The 17474-nt window shown below is 75.8% G+C and carries 15 protein-coding genes; 7 read left to right on the forward strand and 8 right to left on the reverse strand.

Annotation, left to right across the window (positions count from 1 at the left end; genetic code table 11):
• The first annotated feature begins 76 nt into the window (after positions 1-76).
• Genes egtA through egtD form a run of 4 tightly spaced genes read left to right on the forward strand, consistent with a single transcriptional unit; the run spans position 77 to position 4381 of the window.
• Positions 77-1336, forward strand: a complete 1260-nt coding sequence (egtA, locus tag ACF1BN_RS27465) for an ergothioneine biosynthesis glutamate--cysteine ligase EgtA (RefSeq protein ID WP_392334269.1) — start codon at positions 77-79, stop codon at positions 1334-1336.
• The gene (gene egtB / locus ACF1BN_RS27470) at positions 1333-2667 is read left to right on the forward strand and encodes an ergothioneine biosynthesis protein EgtB (protein ID WP_392334270.1); all 1335 of its coding nucleotides are present in this window, start codon (positions 1333-1335) and stop codon (positions 2665-2667) included. The genes egtA and egtB overlap by 4 nt, the downstream gene beginning before the upstream one ends.
• Positions 2667-3419, forward strand: coding sequence for an ergothioneine biosynthesis protein EgtC (egtC, locus tag ACF1BN_RS27475; RefSeq protein WP_392334271.1), 753 nt, complete (start codon positions 2667-2669; stop codon positions 3417-3419). Before egtB ends, egtC begins: the two co-directional genes overlap by 1 nt.
• Positions 3416-4381, forward strand: coding sequence for an L-histidine N(alpha)-methyltransferase (gene egtD, locus ACF1BN_RS27480; protein ID WP_392334272.1), 966 nt, complete (start codon positions 3416-3418; stop codon positions 4379-4381). Before egtC ends, egtD begins: the two co-directional genes overlap by 4 nt.
• Here the strand turns inward: egtD and ACF1BN_RS27485 are convergent.
• From ACF1BN_RS27485 to ACF1BN_RS27495, 3 genes are all read right to left on the reverse strand, one after another.
• Entirely contained in the window at positions 4276-5388 is a 1113-nt protein-coding gene (locus tag ACF1BN_RS27485) for a 1-acyl-sn-glycerol-3-phosphate acyltransferase (protein WP_392334273.1), read from the reverse strand. The two genes, egtD and ACF1BN_RS27485, sit on opposite strands and share 106 nt — an antisense overlap.
• Positions 5385-6236 (reverse strand): GNAT family N-acetyltransferase, encoded by an 852-nt coding sequence (locus tag ACF1BN_RS27490; RefSeq protein WP_392334274.1) that lies wholly within the window; start codon positions 6234-6236, stop codon positions 5385-5387. The genes ACF1BN_RS27485 and ACF1BN_RS27490 overlap by 4 nt, the downstream gene beginning before the upstream one ends.
• A 282-nt stretch (positions 6237-6518) precedes the next feature.
• Complete coding sequence (locus ACF1BN_RS27495; protein WP_392334275.1) at positions 6519-7769, reverse strand: extracellular solute-binding protein; 1251 nt, start codon at positions 7767-7769, stop codon at positions 6519-6521.
• Positions 7770-8057: 288 nt separating this feature from the next.
• On the opposite strand from ACF1BN_RS27495, the gene ACF1BN_RS27500 reads away from it, so the two are divergent.
• Entirely contained in the window at positions 8058-8273 is a 216-nt protein-coding gene (locus ACF1BN_RS27500) for a dodecin (RefSeq protein WP_392334276.1), read from the forward strand.
• Between the two features lie 51 nt (positions 8274-8324).
• Here the strand turns inward: ACF1BN_RS27500 and ACF1BN_RS27505 are convergent, their stop codons facing one another.
• On the reverse strand, positions 8325-8813 hold the full coding sequence (locus ACF1BN_RS27505) for a hypothetical protein (protein WP_392334277.1): 489 nt from the start codon (positions 8811-8813) through the stop codon (positions 8325-8327).
• 515 nt (positions 8814-9328) lie between these two features.
• Between ACF1BN_RS27505 and ACF1BN_RS27510 the strand changes: the two genes are divergently transcribed.
• Positions 9329-11323, forward strand: coding sequence for a hypothetical protein (locus ACF1BN_RS27510; RefSeq protein WP_392334278.1), 1995 nt, complete (start codon positions 9329-9331; stop codon positions 11321-11323).
• A 168-nt stretch (positions 11324-11491) separates the two neighbouring features.
• On the opposite strand, the gene ACF1BN_RS27515 is transcribed toward ACF1BN_RS27510, so the two are convergent.
• Both ACF1BN_RS27515 and ACF1BN_RS27520 read right to left on the reverse strand, forming a co-directional pair.
• On the reverse strand, positions 11492-13003 hold the full coding sequence (locus tag ACF1BN_RS27515) for a SulP family inorganic anion transporter (protein ID WP_392334279.1): 1512 nt from the start codon (positions 13001-13003) through the stop codon (positions 11492-11494).
• 168 nt (positions 13004-13171) lie between these two features.
• Complete coding sequence (locus ACF1BN_RS27520) at positions 13172-13573, reverse strand: hypothetical protein (protein WP_392334280.1); 402 nt, start codon at positions 13571-13573, stop codon at positions 13172-13174.
• A gap of 283 nt (positions 13574-13856) precedes the next feature.
• Here ACF1BN_RS27520 and ACF1BN_RS27525 point away from each other — a divergent pair, with 283 nt between their 5' ends.
• Positions 13857-14828, forward strand: coding sequence for a MerR family transcriptional regulator (locus ACF1BN_RS27525; RefSeq protein ID WP_392334281.1), 972 nt, complete (start codon positions 13857-13859; stop codon positions 14826-14828).
• A gap of 275 nt (positions 14829-15103) precedes the next feature.
• Here the strand turns inward: ACF1BN_RS27525 and ACF1BN_RS27530 are convergent, their stop codons facing one another.
• Both ACF1BN_RS27530 and ACF1BN_RS27535 read right to left on the reverse strand, forming a co-directional pair.
• Positions 15104-15802, reverse strand: coding sequence for a sigma-70 family RNA polymerase sigma factor (locus ACF1BN_RS27530; RefSeq protein ID WP_392334282.1), 699 nt, complete (start codon positions 15800-15802; stop codon positions 15104-15106).
• A 163-nt stretch (positions 15803-15965) separates the two neighbouring features.
• Positions 15966-17342 (reverse strand): cryptochrome/photolyase family protein, encoded by a 1377-nt coding sequence (locus tag ACF1BN_RS27535; RefSeq protein ID WP_392334283.1) that lies wholly within the window; start codon positions 17340-17342, stop codon positions 15966-15968.
• Positions 17343-17474 lie beyond the last annotated feature (132 nt).

The raw sequence follows: 17474 nt of genomic DNA on the forward strand, positions 1-17474 counted from the left end.
ACGCCGCCCGGCGGTGCCTTTAGGTGGAAGCAGCGGCTCCCGAACGGATCCGCGACCAGCACCTGGAGGTGCACGGATGACGCTCAGCGGCACCCCGCGCGGCGGTCCGCCCCTCACCGAGGAGGCGGCGGAGGAACTGCTGCGCTGTATCTGCTTCAAGACCGGCCCGCCCCGCACCGTGGGGGCCGAGCTGGAGTGGCTCGTCCACGATCTGCGCGACCCGCGCGAGCCGGTGCGACCGCCCCGGCTGGCCGCCGCGCTCGACACCGTACGGTCCCTGCCGCTGGTGTCGGCGCTCACCTTCGAACCCGGAGGGCAGCTGGAGCTCAGCTCGCGCCCCGCCGGATCCCTCATGGAGTGCCTGGACTCGCTCGCCTCCGACCTGGCGGCGGTGCGGTCGGCGCTCGGCCCGCTCGGCCTGACCCTGAGCGGATACGGGGTCGACCCCTGGCACGCTCCGCGCGAGCGGGTGCTCCGCGAGCCGCGGTACGACGCGATGGAGGCCGCGCTCGGCCGGACGGGCCCCGCGGGCCGCGCCATGATGTGCGAGTCGGCCTCGGTCCAGGTCTGCCTGGACGCCGGCCTGGAGGAGCCGGGACCGCTCGGCTATCTGCGCCGCTGGGAGCTGGCGCACCTCTTCGGCGCGGTGCTGGTGGCGGTCTTCGCCAACTCGCCGCAGCACGGCGGGCGCCGTACCGGCTGGCGCTCCACCCGGCAGTCGCTGTGGGCGGACCTCGACCCCCTGCGGACGCTCGCGCCGTCGGCCGACGGCGACCCGCGCGCGGAGTGGGCGGCCCACGTCCTCGACACCCCGGTGCTCTGCGTGCGCGAGGAGGACGGCCCCTGGCTGGTACCGGAGGGGCTGACCTTCCGCGAGTGGCTGCGGACGGGATCGCCCCGGCCGGCCGACACCGACGACCTGCGCTATCACGTGACGACGCTCTTCCCTCCGGTCCGGCCGCGCGGCCATCTGGAGCTGCGGATGATCGACGCGCAGCCGGGCGCGGACGGCTGGATGGTGCCGGTGGCGGTGACGACCGCGGTCTTCGAGGACGCGGAGGCGGCCGAGGCGGTGTACCGGGCGGTTCGGCCGCTGGCCGACCTCGCCGGTCCGGAACCGGCGCCCCGCAACCCGCTGTGGCTCCGGGCGGCCCGCGACGGACTCGCCGACCCGGTCCTGCACGCGGCGGCCCGCGACGTCTTCGCGGCGGCGCGGCCGGCGCTGCGGAGGATCGGCGCGAGCGGGCGGGTGCGACGGGCGGTGGACGCCTTCCAGGAACGGTACGTGGATCCCGGGGCCTGCCCGGCCGACGAACTCCAGGTGATGACGTCATGACCGGAACGACCGACGCGGGGACGACGGCGGGCGCGGAAGCGCTGCGGAGTCGCGCGCTGGACGCGCTGACCGCGGCCCGGGCCCGCACCGCCCTCCTCACCGACAGCGTGGAGGACGGTGAACTCACCGCGCAGCACTCTCCGTTGATGTCCCCCCTCGTCTGGGACCTGGCGCACATCGGGAACCAGGAGGAACAGTGGCTGTGGCGGGAGGTCGCGGGGCGGGAGGCGCTGCGCCCGGAGATCGACCCGCTGTACGACGCCTTCGCGCACCCGCGCTCCGCGCGTCCGTCGCTGCCGCTGCTGTCGCCCGCCGAGGCGCGGACGTACGCCGCCGACGTACGGACCCGGGTCCTCGACGTGCTGGCCGGGGCGCGCATGGAGGGGCGTCCGCTGCTGGACGCCGGCTTCGCGTTCGGGATGATCGCCCAGCACGAACAGCAGCACGACGAGACGATGCTGATCACCCATCAGCTGAGGACGGGGCCGGCCGCGCTGACCGCTCCCCCGCCACCGTCCCACCCCTCGGGGCCGCTCCCCGACGAGATCCTCGTACCCGGAGGGCCGTTCACGATGGGGACCTCGGACGAGCCGTGGGCCCTGGACAACGAACGCCCCGCGCACACCCGTACCGTGGCCGCCTTCCATCTCGACACCGCGCCGGTCACCAACGGCTCCTATCTGGCGTTCATGGCGGACGGCGGCTACACCGACCGGCGGTGGTGGCATCCGGAAGGCTGGAACCAGATCCGCGAACACGGCGTCGTGGCACCGTTGTTCTGGCACCAGGAGGCCGGACGGTGGCTGCGCCGGCGGTTCGGGGTGACCGAACCCGTGCCGGAGGACGAGCCCGTGGTCCACGTCAGCTGGTACGAGGCGGACGCCTACGCGCGCTGGGCCGGCCGGCGGCTGCCGACGGAGGCCGAGTGGGAGAAGGCCGCCCGGCACGACCCGGTGAGCGGCCGCTCGCGCCGCTACCCGTGGGGAGACGCCGATCCCGGACCCGACCACGCCAACCTCGGCCAGCGGCACCTGCGGCCCGCGCGGGCGGGGAGCTACCCGGCGGGGGCCTCGCCGCTCGGGGTGCGGCAGCTGATCGGCGACGTGTGGGAGTGGACGTCGAGCGACTTCCTGCCCTACCCGGGCTTTCGCCCCTTCCCGTACAAGGAGTACTCGGAAGTGTTCTTCGGCCCCGAGTACAAGGTGCTGCGCGGGGGTTCGTTCGCCGTGGACGCGGTCGCCTGCCGGGGCACCTTCCGCAACTGGGACTACCCGGTGCGGCGGCAGATCTTCGCCGGCTTCCGCACCGCACGCTCCGCGGAGCTCGACTGATGTGCCGTCACATCGCCTATCTCGGCGATCCCGTGGCGCTCGGCGACCTGCTGATCCGGCCGCCGCACGCGCTGCTGCGCCAGGCGTGGGCGCCGCGCACGCAGAGCAGCGGGGTGGTGAACGCGGACGGGTTCGGTGTCGGCTGGTACGCGGACGGGGACCCGGTCCCGGCCCGGTACCGGCGGACCGGTCCGATCTGGGGCGACCTGTCCTTCGCCGACCTGGCCCGGGTGGTACGGAGCGGGGCGCTGCTCGGCGCGGTGCGGGGGGCGACGCTGCCGGGCGCGGACGGGGAGGCCGCGGCGGCGCCGTTCGGGTCGGGGCCCTGGCTCTTCAGTCACAACGGCGCCGTGCCGGGCTGGCCGGGGTCGCTGACGCCGCTGGCCGCCGCCCTCCCGGCGGCGGAGCTGCTCGATCTGGAGGCGCGGACCGACTCGGCGCTCCTGTGGGCGCTGGTGCTGCATCGGCTGCGGGCCGGTCAGGGGCCGGGGGACGCGCTCGCCGGGACGGTCCTGGCGGCGGCCGAGGCCGCTCCGGAGGCTCGGCTCAATCTGCTGCTCACCGACGGCGATCAGGTCGCGGCGACGGTGTGGGGGAACAGTCTGTGGTGTCTGTCGGGTCCCGGCCGGGTGGCCGTGGCCTCCGAACCGTACGACGACGATCCGCGCTGGCAGGAGGTGCCCGAGCGGACGCTCGTCACCGCCTCCCGGGCGGAAGTCGTCCTCACCCCGCTCAAGGAGCCGTCCGCGTGAGCACGTTCCAGCTGACCCGTACCCTCGCCGCGGACGCGGCCGCCGCCGATCTGCGCGCCGACGTGCTGCGCGGGCTGACCCGCTCCCCCAAGGAGCTGCCGCCGAAGTGGTTCTACGACGCCCGGGGCAGTGAGCTGTTCGACGAGATCACCCGGCTGCCGGAGTACTACCCGACGCGGGCGGAGCGGGAGATCCTGGTCGCGCGGGCGCCGGAGATCGCGGCGGCGACCGGGGCCCGGACCCTGGTGGAGCTGGGTTCGGGGTCGTCGGAGAAGACGAGGTTCCTCATCGACGCGCTGATGCCGGAGCTGGCCGCCTATGTGCCGGTGGACGTGAGCGAGTCGGCGCTGACGGGGGCGGCGGAGGCCCTCCTGGCGGACCGGCCGGAGCTGCGGGTCCACGCGCTGGTCGCCGACTTCACGCGGGGGATCACGCTGCCGGGGACGCCAGGGCCGCGACTCGTCGCCTTCCTGGGCGGGACGATCGGGAACCTCCTGCCGGAGGAGAGGCGGGCCTTCCTGCGCTCGGTGCGGTCGATGACGGCGCCGGGTGACGCGTTCCTGCTCGGCACGGATCTGGTGAAGGACGAGTCGACCCTGGTGGCCGCGTACGACGACGCGGCCGGGGTGACGGCGGAGTTCAACAAGAACGTGCTGGCCGTGATCGACCGGGAGCTGGGGGCCGACGCGGATCCGGCGGACTTCGACCACGTGGCCCGGTGGGACCGGGAGCGGGAGTGGATCGAGATGCGGCTGCGGGCCCGGCACGCGCTGACCGTGAAGATCCCCGACCTCGATCTGGTGGTGCCGTTCGAGGCGGGCGAGGAACTGCGGACGGAGGTGTCGGCGAAGTTCCGTCAGGAGGGCGTGCGGGCGGAGCTGGCCGAGGCCGGGTTCGAGGCGGAGCGGTGGTGGACGGACGAGGAGGGCCGGTTCGCGCTGTCGCTGGCGACGGCGCGGTAGGCGCTCGAGGCGGGCTGCCGGGGGACGGCGGGAAGCGGGTCGGCCTGGCTCCCGGTGGGGAGCGCGGCGGTCGGAGATCCGGCGGTCGGCATGGCGGCGCGAGGTCCGGCGGGGAGCGCGGCGGCGCGAGGTCCGGCGGGGAGCCGCGGGGCCGGTGAGCGGGGTACGGCGGTGGGGTGGACGGCGTGCTGGGCCGCCGCGGCCAGGAGCCTGCGGTCCGGATACTGAATGCTGGATATCGGATCCAGTATCCGGACCTCGGCGGCCAGCTCCGGCGTCCGCACCACCCTCCACAGCGACGCCCCGAGCGGGTCCTCCCCCACGTACCCCGCCGCCCCGTGCGGCCGGTAGCCGATCCGTACCGGCTGGACATCGGATCCGGTGTCCACCGCCGCCTGGAAGAGGGCCGGGCGGAACCGCCCGCCGGCCCGCCCGCACCACGTGGAGCCCTCCGGGAACGCGGCCACCCGGCCGCCGGCCGCCAGCGCGCCCGCGACCTCGCGCACGGTGCCGGGCAGCCCGCGGAGCCCGTCGCGGTCGATGAAGAGGGTGCCGCCGAGGGCGGCGAGCGCGCCGAGCACCGGCCAGCCGCGCACCTCCCGCTTGGCGATCATCCGGCCGGGGAGGACGGCGGCGACGAGGGGGATGTCGAGCCAGGAGACGTGGTTGGCGACGACGAGCGCGGGCCGTCCGGCGGGCGGCCGGTTCCCGGTGACCGCGAGCCGGACGCCGAAGGCGCGGACGACCGCCCGCGCCCAGAGCCGTACGAGGCGGAGCCTCCCGGCGGCGGGCAGCCGCCCCACCAGCGGGAGGAGGACCACCCCGAGGAGGACGACCGCGAGACCGGCCGCCAGGCGGGCACAGGCCAGCGGGACGGATGCGGGCCGGAAGGCCGCGCGGGCGGTCCCGGGGGCCGTGCCGGGGGCCGGGTGCGCCGCGCAGCGGCGGCCCGGGGTGCACGGCGCCGTGGGGAGCCACGGCGAGGGGTGCGGGACCGCCCGGTTCACGAGGCCGGGACGAGCGAGAGGAAGTGGCGGAGGTAGCGGGGGTTGGTCCGGCGGAGCGAGAGCAGCACATAGAGGTCGGCGACGCCGAAGTCGGGGTCGTGGGCGGGGGCGCCGCAGACCCAGGCGCCGAGCCGGATGTAGCCGCGGAGCAGGGCGGGAAGTTCGGCGCGGCCCTCGGGGCGGGCGACGCCGTCGGCGTTCCACAGCTTGTGCGGGGTGACCCAGTACTCCTCCGGGGCGAGGTGCTTCGCCTTGACGGTGTCCCAGGTCGCGGCGGCGAGGGTGCCGCCGTCGGCGAGCGGGATCGAGCAGCAGCCGGCCAGCCACTCGTGGCCGGTGCGGGTCATGTAGCGGGCGAGCCCGGCCCAGATGAGGGCGATGACGGCGCCGTTGCGGTGCGCGGGGTGGACGCAGGAGCGGCCGACCTCGACGAGGTCGTGGCGGACGGGGGCGAGGCGGGTGAGGTCGAACTCGGTCTCGGAGTAGAGCCGGCCGGCGACGGCGGCCCGCTCGGGCGGCAGGATCCGGTAGGTGCCGACGACCTCGCGGGTGGTCTCCTCGCGGACGAGGAGGTGGTCGCAGTAGGCGTCGAAGGCGTCGGTGTCGAGTCCCGGTTCGGGTCCGTCGAGGCGGGCGCCCAGCTCACCGGCGAAGACCAGGTGGCGCAGGCGCTGGGCGGCCCGGACGTCGTCCTGGTCACGGGCGAGTTCCACGACGTAGCGGGGCGCGGGCTGTGCCCCGCCGGCCGGGCCGGGCTGGGCGGGGAGCGCCACGGAGGGCTGGATGCCGGCCGGCACGGGGACGGCCGGGACGATGGAGTCGGCGAGCGCGGGCGAGAGTGCGGGCATGGCGGTCTCCTCCGGCGTACGGAAGGTGAAGGGTCGTCGCCGGTCCGCGAGCGGTGCGGTCCGGCCCCTCGTTTCTTCCGTCGTCGGCTGGATTCGACATGACCGGCCGGGGGATCGCGGGTGTGGGAAGGCTGAATGCTCCGCGGCGCCCCCGTCCGGGGGCGCCGCCGAGGTTCTGCTCGGCCGGGCAGGTGTCGCGGCGGTCCACCCGGCCGAGGTGTCGCGGCGGTCCACCCGGCCGAGGTGTCGCGGCGCTCTACTCGTCCGAGGTGCCGCGGCTCTCTACTCGGCCAGGGAGTCGGTGATGGCCTCGGAGGCGGTGCGGGCCGCCTTCTTGGGGTCCTCGCCGTCCAGGACGGCGGTCATGTAGGGCTTGATGGGGTTGTCGCCCTCGACGTCGGCCCACTGGGGGGAGTTCGGGGTGGCGCGGCCGTTGGCCGCGCCGGCGGCCATGGCGGCGGTCGCCTCCTGGCCGGAGACCACGGAAGCGAGGCCCTTCTTGTTGGGCACGTAGCCCATGGCGCGGGCCAGCTCCGTCTGCCACTTCTCGCCCGCGAGCGCCTTGACGACGTCGAGGGCGGCGCTGCGGTCGGGGGCGTTCGCCGGGATGATCAGGTCCGAGCCGCCGGTGAAGACCGCGCCCGGAGTACCGGCCTTCTTGCCCGGGATGGGGAAGTAGCCGAGCTTGTCCTTGAGGGCGGGGTTGGCCTTGACGATGGCGGAGACGGCACTGGGCACGGCGACGATCTGGGCGACGTCGCCGCGGGCGAAGACCTCGGCCTGCGGCGGGTTCTGCTCGTCGGCGTTCTTCGGTCCCGAGCCGAGGGACTGGAGCGACTTGTAGAAGTCCATGCCGCGCAGGGCCTCGGGGGAGTCGAGGGCGCCGGTCCAGAGGCCGCCCTCGTCGACGGCGAGCTCGCCGCCCTCGTCCCAGATGAAGCCGGCGAGGGTGTACCAGTCCTGGCCGGCCAGGTAGATGCCCTGGGAGCCCTGGCGGTTCAGCTTCTCGGTGACCTGGAGCCACTCCGCGCGCGTGGCGGGCGGGTCGGTGACGCCGGCCGCGCTGAAGAGGTCCTTGTTGTAGATCACGATGCGGTTGGCGGCGTACCAGGGGATGCCGTACTGCGAGCCGCCGAGGTTGCCGGGCTCGGCCAGACCGGGCAGCCAGTCCTCGCTGCCGAGGTCGCGGACGGACTCCAGGGTGAGGTCGTAGAGCCGGTCGGTGTCGGCGTACTGGGCGACCTGGGTGTTGCCGACCTCGATGAGGTCCGGTCCGCCGCCGCCCTTGATGGCCTCGGTGACCTTCTTTCCGATGCCGGTCCAGTCCTGGATGGTGACGTTGAGCTCGACGTCGCCGTGCTCGTCCTCGTACGCCTCGGTGAAGCGCTTCAGGAAGTCCTCGCTGACGCTGTCCCGCATGAGCCATATGTCGACCGTGCGGCTCTCGCCCCCGGTCCCGGGCAACAGCCCGCAGCCCGCGAGGGCGAGTGCGGTGGCGGCAGCCAGGGGACATGCGAGCAAGCGGTTCTTCACGGAGGTCACCTTCGGTTCAGCACGCGGTGGTGCGGCATGGGGAGCTGACCCGACGTGGGGGGACCGAACGGGGTGTTCGCGCGGGTATGTGGCCTGGATTCTGGTCTGGACCAACCGAGTGGTCAAGTCCTTGACCATCCCGTTCCCGGAGCGGGCGGGACAATCGGCACTGTTACCCACGGGTACGGGCGAAGGGTGGCGGACCGCCCTCGCCGTGTCGCGCGGTGCCGTGCCCTGGGGCACGGTGGAGGGAACCCCCGCCGGGGGCACCGAGAGGAGTCCCGCTCCATGTCGAACCACACCTACCGCGTCACCGAGATCGTCGGCACCTCCACCGAGGGCGTCGACCAGGCCATCCGCAACGGCATCGCGCGCGCCTCGCAGACGCTGCGCGGCCTCGACTGGTTCGAGGTCACGCAGGTGCGCGGCCATCTGGTCGACGGGCAGATCGAGCACTACCAGGTCGGACTGAAGGTCGGCTTCCGGCTGGACGAGGACGCCTGACCCGGCGTCCGCCCCAACACCGGCCCGCCGGCACGCGCGTGTGCCGGCGGCTCAGGTCCTGCCCTCGCGCTCCTGGGCCTCCCGCAGCGCCTCCGAGGAGGACGCCCAGTCGGCGCGGACCACCGGGAAGCCCGCGGCCTCGGCCGCGTCGCAGACGAGCGTGTCGTCGTCGACCAGCATCCGGACCTCCCGGTCCGCGCCGAGCCGCCGCAGGATCTCCACCTTGGTGACCCGGGCGGGCCGAAAGTCGCGGTGCCGGCGCATGTGGACCGGCCCTTCCGGAAGCCCCTGGGCCGCCAGCCAGTCCAGCGTGTCCCGCCGACACCGCTCCGGACGCCCGGTCAGGTACACCACCTGGCACTCCTCGGCCGCCGACCGGCAGAGCGCCGCGCCCTCCGCCAGCGGCGGGTCGTCGGGCGCCGCCGCGAAGAAGCCGTCCCAGTCCCGGGGCCTCTGCTCCAGGAAGTGCTGCCGGTGGGCGGTCCAGGCGAGGGTGTTGTCGAGGTCGAAGACGGCCAGCGGCCGGGTGTCACGAGTCACACGGCCACCCTAGGAGCGCCCACCGACACTGCGGGCCGACGCGGTGGCCGACGCTGTGGGGCGCCATCGGTGCCCGGCGCTGTGGGCCGCCATCGGATCCCGACCCCTGCGGGCCCCCATCGAGGGCCGCCACCGCCGAGCCCACCGAACCGACCCGACCGGACCGACGGACCAACGGACCGACAGACCGACAGACCGACCGATCCCGGGCGCGATCCGGCCGACGCCCACCGGTGACGACAGGTCACCAGCCTTCCCTCCCACCGCCTCCTCGGACTCCCCCGGCCCAGCCGACCCCTCGGAGCCCGCCGCCCCCTCAGCCCCCACCGACCCCTCGGCCCCCGCCGCCCCGGGCGACCCCACCGACCCGCCGACCCCACAGGTCGCCCCCCGCCACGCGCGCGTGGCGGCGCCCGCGCACGGGCGGTCGCGCCGGATGCGCCGGGGGCGCCGGGAGGGACTCCCAGCGCACCCGTCCGGGGTGACCGATGCGCGGACCCCTCGTTGGCACAGTCATGCAGTCGTACGACACCTTGCCCGGCAGCGGCATACCCCCCGCCGCGCCCCCTCGCCCCGGCCGGAGCGACGCCGAGGCGGCGCTCGTCGAGCACTATCCGCGGCTCGTCAGGCTCGCCCACCTGATCCTCCCGCCCGCCCTCGGCCGGCACCGCCGCGTGGTCGCCGCTCATGCCATCGTGCAGAGGTCCCTCGCGGCGGCCGGCCCGTCGCGCCCGCGTCCGCGCGTGCCCGCGCCGCGCGGCGAGCAGGGACCCGTCCTCGCCTGGCTGCGGGAACGCGTCGTGTCCGCCGCACTGCGGGCCGCCGCCCGTCCCCGGTGGTCCCTCGGACGGACCCCGCTCCCCGCCGTCCTCGGACTGAGGGTCTTCCCCCGGGCCGGCGGCGACGACGAGACGGCGCTGGAGGCCGCGCTGACCGAGGTGGACCCCGAGGTACGGGCCGCCTTCGCCCTCCGCGTCCTCGAAGGACTCACCGCCGACCCCACCGTCCTCCTCCTCGCCGCCGCGGGCGCGCGCCGGCCGGACGAGGCCCTCCGCACCGCCGAACGCCTCCGCGCCACACTCGGCGCCGACGCCGAGTCGCTCCTGCACGGCGTCGAGTTCGACCCGTGCACCGTCCAGGCGCGGCCGACGGACCTGTTGCGCCGCCGACACCGCGGCCGGATGGCCGCCCTCGCCGTCACCCTGCTGCTCGCCGCGACCACGGCCGCCGTGCTGACCCCGCGTCCCGCGCCGCCTCCGCCCGAGCCGCCCGTCACGCCGCTCACCCTGGCGTCCGCCCGCGCGGCCGACCCCGCGCTCCTGCTCCGTACCCCCGCCGAGCTGTGGGCCGACACCGCGCGCGTCGATCTGACCGTGTGGCCCGCGCGCGGGGCCGGGACCGGGGACAAGGCGCTGCTGTCCCGCGCCCTCGACGCCTGGGCGCGCGGCTCCGGGGACCGTACGGGCATCCGGGTCACCGCCACACCGGGGACGCCGGCGACCCCGCCCGTCGCGCCGGCCCGGCTGCTCTTCGCCGGCCCGGTCGACGACTCCGCGGTCGTCCTCCTGCACGACGGCGGCCGGCTCGTCCGGTACGCCGAGCCGCTGACCGGCCGGCCCGGGGCGGTGCTCGAACTGGCCCGGGCGGACGACGCGGACGTGACCAGCGGCGCGGCCGTGGCGGTGAGCAGGACACCACTCGGAACGAGGTTCCTGCTCGCCCCCTGGATCGACGAGAGCGCGGTGCGCGACCTCCGCCGGCCCGAGGTGCCCGCCCGGCCCCTGGACGTCTCCCGGGACGGCGTCACCGACCCCGTACCGCAGGCGCCGGGCGACTGCCGCACCGTGCCCGCGTTGCAGGTGCGCTCGTCGACCAGGATCGTCGAGGACCACTCGTTCCTGCTGGCCGACCTCGGGGAGCCCGTCGCCGCGCACCTCACGTGGACCCCGGCGCCGGGGACCGGAGCCCCCGCGCGCCAGCCGAGGGAGGCGACGTCGGCGGCGGGCCTCGCCGCCTGGGCCCGTTCGGCCTGCGCGCTGCCGGAGCTGCGGGGCACCGGCGTACGCGCCGTGAACCGGTGGGAGTTCGCCCAGCAGGACCTGCCGGAGCGGGCGGGACGCGCCACCTGGACCTGCACGCGCGCGGAGGGCTGGGACGGACGCGCCCGCGTGGCGGTGGCCTGGGAGCGGCCGGGCGCGGGCGACCGGCCGACGCCGGTACCGGCGTCGGGTCCGCCGCCCTCGGACACGGCGGCATGCAGCCGCTTCGGCCAGCACCTGCTGGCGGGGGCGTACTGGACGGCGCCGTCCGGGGCGCGCTACTACCTCGCCGCCGGCAGCCGGGCCCTGACCGCGATCACCGCCCGGGGACCCGTCTCGGCCACCGCGCGGGGACAGACCCTGACCGTCCGCACGGACGCGGAGGGCCGGGTCCGGCTCACCGGCACGGTGCCCGGCCCGGACGAACTGCCTGGCTGGGGCGAGCCCGAGCGGGCCTCCGACGGATCCTGAGGCGGCGCGAAGCCCTCGGGCGGCGCGCCACGGCGTCGCCCATGGGCAGCGGCACCACGGGGCGGGCGCCCACGAGCCGTGCGCACGGTGCGGCCGTGCGCCGTGACGCGGCCCGCCCCACGGTGGGTACGGGGGACGACGGGTGCGCGCCCGCCGTCCCCCGCGGGCTCACCGGCCGGAGCCGGGTTCCGCCCCCTCGTGCCGGTCCGGAGCCGTGCTGGCGCGGACGGCCTCGGCGTCGGCGCCGCCGTGCCGCTCCGCCCAGGTCTCCAGCGCCGCCCGGCAGGCGTGGTCGAGGTGGTGGATACCGGAGAGGTCCAGCACCACGCGGCGGTCGCTGGGCAGGGCTTCGAGGCTGTCGAGTATCTGGGGCAGCCTCAGGAAGGTGATCGTCCCCTGGAGCCGTACGCGCACCGCGTCGCGCCCGTCGTCACTGTGCTCGATGCGCAGGTGCGAGGCCTCCCAGGCGGCCTTGGCCACCGACAGGACGAGTCCGATCAGGACGCCCTCGAACATGCCGACCGCGACGATCGCCGTCGCCGTCGCCACGAGGACGAGGGCTTCGCCCCGGTGACGGCGCCAGAGCGTCGCGACCCCCTTGAACGGGATGAGCTTCCAGCCCGCGTGCACCAGGATCCCGGCCAGCGCCGCCAGCGGAATGTACGCGAGGACGGCGGGCAGCAGGGCGACGAAGAGCAGCAGCCAGACGCCGTGGAGGACCCGGGACGCCTTCGTCCGGGCACCGGCCTCGACGTTGGCCGAGCTGCGCACGATGACCGCGGTGAGGGGCAGCGCGCCGAGCAGGCCGCACAGGGCGTTCCCGGAGCCCTGGGCGAGGAGTTCCTTGTCGTAGTCGGTGCGCGGGCCGGAGTGGAGCCGGTCGACCGCCGCCGCGCTGAACAGCGACTCGGCGGAGGCGATCAGGGCGAAGGCCAGGACCGTGCCGAGGAGGGCCGGGTCGGCGAGGGAGGAGAGGGCTTCGGCTCCCGGGAGGTGGACGGCCTCCAGCACCCCGCTCACCCGCACGGTCTCCACCGGGAGGCCGAACGCGGCGGTCGCCAGGGCCGCGAGGAGCACCGCCACCAGGGCGCCGGGCACGGCCCGGGCCCGGCGCGGCATCCGCCGCCAGCCGACGACGACGAGGACGGTGCCGGCCCCGAGGGCGAGCGACACGAGGGCGGTACGGCTGCCGAGCGCCTCGACCAGGGCTCCCGGGAGGCCGATGAGCTTGTCGAGGCCGGAGGCCGGGGCGGTGAGGCCGGCCGCGGCGTAGAGCTGTCCGGCGATGATGACCAGGCCGATGCCCGCGAGCATGCCCTCGACGACGGAGAGGGAGATCGCGCGGAACCAGCGGCCCCAGCGCAGCAGCCCCATGACGATCTGCAGGACGCCGGCCGCCAGCACGATCACGCCGAGCGCGGGGAGGCCGAAGGCGCGGACCGCCTCCAGGACGAGGACGGTGAGTCCGGCGGCCGGGCCGGAGACCTGGAGGCTGCTGCCCCGCATGAGTCCGGTGACGATGCCGCCGACGATGCCGGTGATGAGGCCGAGTTCGGCGGGGACGCCGGAGGCGACGGCGACGCCGATGCAGAGCGGGAGGGCGACGAGGAAGACGACGAGCGAGGCGGCGAGGTCCTGTCGCGGGAAGGGGAGGGAGCGGGGCGTCCGGAGGTCGGTCATCACGGCGCCTCGCAGGCGTCGGGTCCGGTGCGGTGCTCTCGTGGGGCTGACTCCTCAGGGCGCTGTCCGGATCGGCGGGCGGTGTCGATGAGGGGCTGCATGAAGGTTTCCTCCTGGCGCGCGTGGGGGCGCGTCGGGCTGACAGGTCGGCGCGGGGTGTGGCGCCGGTCAGCAGAGGAAGACCTGGAGGGCGGAGGGGTCGTGGCCCGCGAGCGGTCTCGGCCGGGAGTCCGGTCCGCCCGTGCGGCCGGCCCCCGGGTCCGGGTCGGGCGTGGCGGCGCGGGTGACGAGCGGCTGCGGGCCCGGGGCGCCGGTGGGGGCGGGCACCGCCCTCCGCCGGTCGCCGTGGAGGACGGTGCCCCGGGGTGCGTCGGCCTCGCCTCCCCCGGTGTGCCCGGACTCGTACGTCGCGACCGGTGCGGCCTGCTGGACCCGGGGCTGCTGGAGCCGGGGCGCGGACCCGGACGGGGTCGGCCCGGCGGGGGCGGAGAGGGCGCAGGTGCCGCAGATCAGGGCGAGGAAGAGCAGGAGGGCGGTGCGCAGGGGGAGAGGCGTACGGACGGACGGCATCGTGGACGCTCTCCTCCCTGATCCTCCGGTCGGATCTTCACGGGAATTCACCAAAGCAAGCCCAAGGGCGGGTCAACGAAGAGTAATGCGCCCATGTGAACAGCACCCCGCAACACCCGTGCTGTACGAGGGTTTTCGAATGGAATCGGCCTGATGTTGACGCGAACGGCAGCGTTCGGCCGCCTGCGCCGCGCGCTCCGGGCGTCCGCCCGCGCCGCGATCGGCCGCTCCGGCCGGCTTCTCGCATCGTTCGCGCACCGTTCTCCCGACGTAGGGTGGCGGCATGTCGGACGCATCGCACGGGATCACCACCGGCGCCCTGGCGCGGCGTCTCGGGGTCTCCCCGACGACCGTGCGCTCCTGGGACCGGCGTTACGGGATCGGGCCCGCCGCACGCCCGGACGGGCACCACCGGCGCTGGGGCCCCGGGGACGTCGCGATGCTGGAGGAGATGTGCCGCCTCACCGCCTCGGGCGTCCCGCCGGCCGAGGCGGCCCGGTCCGCGCTCAGGGCGCGGACCACGGGCGTGGCCGACAGGGACGACGCCCCCGCCCCGGGGCGGGCGGCGGCGGGCAGCGGACTGCCGCTGGGCGCCGTGCGGCAGGAGTGCCGCGGTCTCGCGCGCGCCGCGGTGCGCCTGGACGGCCCGGCCGTGGAGGGACTGCTCCAGGAGGTCCTCGCACGGTACGGGCTCGTCACCGCCTGGGAGGAGGTCATGGCGCCGACGCTGCACGCCGTGGGCCGGAAGTGGGAGTCGTCCGACGACCGGTACGTCGAGGTGGAGCACCTGCTCTCCTGGCACATCTCCACCGCGCTGCGGCGGGCCACCGTGGCCGGGCACGCCGAACCCTCCGCGGGCCCCCCGGTGGTCCTCGCCTGCGTCCCGGCCGAGCAGCACACCCTGCCGCTGGAGGCGCTGACGGCCGGTCTCGCCGAGCAGGGGCTGCCGATCCGGATGTTCGGCGCGGCCGTGCCGGCGGAGGCCCTGGACGCGGCGGTGCGGCGGTCGGGTCCCGCCGCCGTGGCCCTCTGGTCCCAGGCGCGGTCCACCGCCGACCACGCCCTGGCGCGGCACGTGGCGGGGACGGCGTTCGGTGTGCGGGGGGCGCGCAGGACTCCGCTCGTGCTGCTCGCGGGCCCCGGCTGGCTCGGCCGGACACCCGCTCCCGGCATGGCCCGGCCCTCCGGCCTGCGGGAGGCGATCGGCCTGGTCTCCCGGCTGTACGCGGAGCCGGCGGGAGGCTCCGGGGCCTGACGCGCCTCCTGCCCGGCCGACCGGGTCGGCGCGCGGACAGGTCGGCGGGCAGCCGGATCGGCGAGCGGCCGGGCTGGCCGGGGGCTGGGGCCGGCGAGCGGCCGAGCCGGCGGGCAGCCAGGTCGACGGGCGGCCGCACCGACGGCCGGCCGGGGGCAACGTACGGCCGGGTCAGCACACCGCCAGGGCGCCGACCGGGGCAGCGCACGGCCGGGTCAGCACACGGCCGGAGCGTCGGCCGGGGCAGCGTACGGTCGCACCGACCGCCTACCGGGTCAGCGCACGGCCGGGGCGCCGGCGCCGGCGAGTTCGAGGCTGTGCCTCATGCGCTGGAGGCCGCGGCGGGCGTGGCTCTTGACCGTGCCGAGCGGCATGCCGGTGCGGTCGGCGATCTGGGTCTGGGTCAGGTCGGCGAAGTAGGCGAGCTCCAGGACGTCGCGCTGGACGCGGGGCAGCCTGGACAGCTCCTCGGTGACGAGCATCCGGTCGAGGACCCGCTCGGGTTCCTCGTCCACCCGGTCCTCGTGCTCCAGGGAGGCGCCGAGGGTGGCCGCGAGCTCGGTGCGGCGGGTGCGGGCGGTCAGGGCGTCGGCGATCTTGCGCCGGGTGATGCCGGTGAGCCACGCGGGCAGGGTGCCCCGCTCGGGGCGGAAATTGGCCCGGCCCCGCCAGGCGGCGACGAACACCTGCTGGGTGACGTCCTCCGCCTCGCGCGGGTCGCCCAGCGCACGGGCCGCCAGGGTGTGGACCAAGCGGCCCCAGCGCCGGTAGGCGGCGGCCAGGCACTGCTCGTCGCCTCCGACCAGACCGCGGGCGATCCGGTCGTCGTCGGCCGAGGAGACGGCCGGCGAGGCGGCCGGGGAGACGACCGAGGGGGCGGACACGGCGGAGTGAACGGCGTCGGAAGGCGCGGACACGGAGGCGGCGGGGCCGGTGGGGCCGGCGGGCTCCGCGGTCGTCCGGGGTGCGGTCATGGCGCTTCCTCCTCCGTGCGGTGGCGCGTGTGTCCACCGGGTGTGCCGCCGTCGCTGCGGGAGCGGCGGCTCCGGGACCTGAGCGACCCCGTACCACTTCACGGTCCGGCCGACGCACCCCCCGCCACAACTCGCATCGTTTCCGCATCGATAAGCGCGCGGATCAGGCGGCGGAGCCCCGGAGCCGCCGGAAGCGCTCCAACCCCTCGGAGAGCTCGACCAGCGGTTCCGGGTAGTCGTAGGCGGCCCGGTCGAGGCCGGTGAGCCGCCAGGGCTCGTGCACGGCGGCCCCGTCCAGGCCCGCGAGTTCCGGGACCCAGCGGCGTACGTACGCGCCGTCGGGGTCGTACCGCTTGGCCTGCGCCACGGGGTTGAGGACGCGGTTGGGGCGGGTGTCCGTGCCGGTGCCCGCCACCCACTGCCAGTTGAGCTGGTTGTTGGCGACGTCGCCGTCCACCAGCAGGCCGAGGAAGTGGCGCGCCCCTTCGCGCCAGTCGACGCAGAGCGTCTTCGACAGGAACGAGGCCGTGATCAGCCTGCCCCGGTTGTGCATCCAGCCCTCGTGGGCGAGTTGGCGCATGGCGGCGTCGACGACGGGGTAGCCCGTGCGGCCCTCGCGCCAGGCGGCGAGGTCCGCCTCTGCGTCCGGCCCCTCCCGCCAGCGCCCCGGGCGGGAGCGGTAGTCGGCGCCGGACGCCTCGGGACGCGCGGCGAGCACCTGGTGGTGGAAGTCGCGCCAGCAGAGCTGCCGTACGAACGCGTCGGCGCCCGCCCCGCCCCGCTTGGCCGCCCGGTGCACCGCCTCGGTCGCGGAGACCGCGCCGAAGTGGAGGTAGGGCGAGAGACGGGAGGTGACGTCACCGGCCAGGTCGTCGTGGCGTTCCTCGTACGTGTCGACGTGGGCCGTCAGCCACGATCCGAGCCGCTTGCGGCCCTCGCTCTCGCCGCCGGCGGGGAGGTCCGGCGAGACGTCCGCGACGTCGGAGCGCCGCGGGACGCGCTCGGAGCGCACGTCCGAGGGGACGGTGAGCTTCCTCGGGGCGGCGAAGGGGGTCCGGAGCGGCTGGGCGGCCCAGCGCCGGTGGTAGGGCGTGAAGACCGCGAAGTGGTCCGATCCCTGCGGCAGGACGTCGCCGGGCGGGACGACGGTGATCACGCCGTCGTGCACGTACAGGCGGCGGCCGTCCTCCTCCAGCGCCTCGCGCAGCCGGGCCTCCCGCCGCCGGGCGAAGGCCGTCACACCGGCGGCCATGTGGACCTCGTCGGCCTCCGTCCGGCGCACCAGTTCGCGTACCTCGGCCACCGTGTCGCCGTCCCGGACCACGAGGCGGCCGCCGCGCTCCGCCAGTGCCCGGTCGAGGTCCTCCAGGCAGTCCGCGAGGAAGGCGAGCCGGTTCGGGGCGGCGAAACCGGTGCGGTCGACGGCCGGGTCGCGGACGAAGACCGGTACCACCTCCTCCGCTCCCTGGGCGGCGGCCCTGAGCGGCGGATGGTCGTGGACCCTGAGGTCGGAGGTGTACAGAACCACGGCGACGGTCATCGCGCTCTCTCCCTGATCGGCCCCGGTCACGTACGCGGGGCGCCGTTCCGGGGCACCCGGACGGTACTCCTGCATCCGCGGTTCCCCGTTCTCCGGCGCGCCGGATGCGCGACCGTCCCGCCGACCCGGGGC

Origin of the sequence: Streptomyces sp. NPDC014861, assembly GCF_043081625.1 — a bacterium.
Classification (GTDB): Bacteria; Actinomycetota; Actinomycetes; order Streptomycetales; family Streptomycetaceae; genus Streptomyces.

Excerpts from the sequence above, each read along its gene's own strand:
- egtA (WP_392334269.1), top strand. The coding sequence starts at position 77 with ATGACGCTCAGCGGCACCCCGCGCGGCGGTCCGCCCCTCACCGAGGAG.
- egtB (WP_392334270.1), top strand. The coding sequence starts at position 1,333 with ATGACCGGAACGACCGACGCGGGGACGACGGCGGGCGCGGAAGCGCTG.
- egtC (WP_392334271.1), top strand. The coding sequence starts at position 2,667 with ATGTGCCGTCACATCGCCTATCTCGGCGATCCCGTGGCGCTCGGCGAC.
- ACF1BN_RS27490 (WP_392334274.1), bottom strand. The coding sequence starts at position 6,236 with ATGCCCGCACTCTCGCCCGCGCTCGCCGACTCCATCGTCCCGGCCGTC.
- ACF1BN_RS27500 (WP_392334276.1), top strand. The coding sequence starts at position 8,058 with ATGTCGAACCACACCTACCGCGTCACCGAGATCGTCGGCACCTCCACC.
- ACF1BN_RS27510 (WP_392334278.1), top strand. The coding sequence starts at position 9,329 with ATGCAGTCGTACGACACCTTGCCCGGCAGCGGCATACCCCCCGCCGCG.
- ACF1BN_RS27515 (WP_392334279.1), bottom strand. The coding sequence starts at position 13,003 with ATGACCGACCTCCGGACGCCCCGCTCCCTCCCCTTCCCGCGACAGGAC.
- ACF1BN_RS27520 (WP_392334280.1), bottom strand. The coding sequence starts at position 13,573 with ATGCCGTCCGTCCGTACGCCTCTCCCCCTGCGCACCGCCCTCCTGCTC.
- ACF1BN_RS27525 (WP_392334281.1), top strand. The coding sequence starts at position 13,857 with ATGTCGGACGCATCGCACGGGATCACCACCGGCGCCCTGGCGCGGCGT.
- ACF1BN_RS27530 (WP_392334282.1), bottom strand. The coding sequence starts at position 15,802 with ATGACCGCACCCCGGACGACCGCGGAGCCCGCCGGCCCCACCGGCCCC.
- ACF1BN_RS27535 (WP_392334283.1), bottom strand. The coding sequence starts at position 17,342 with ATGACCGTCGCCGTGGTTCTGTACACCTCCGACCTCAGGGTCCACGAC.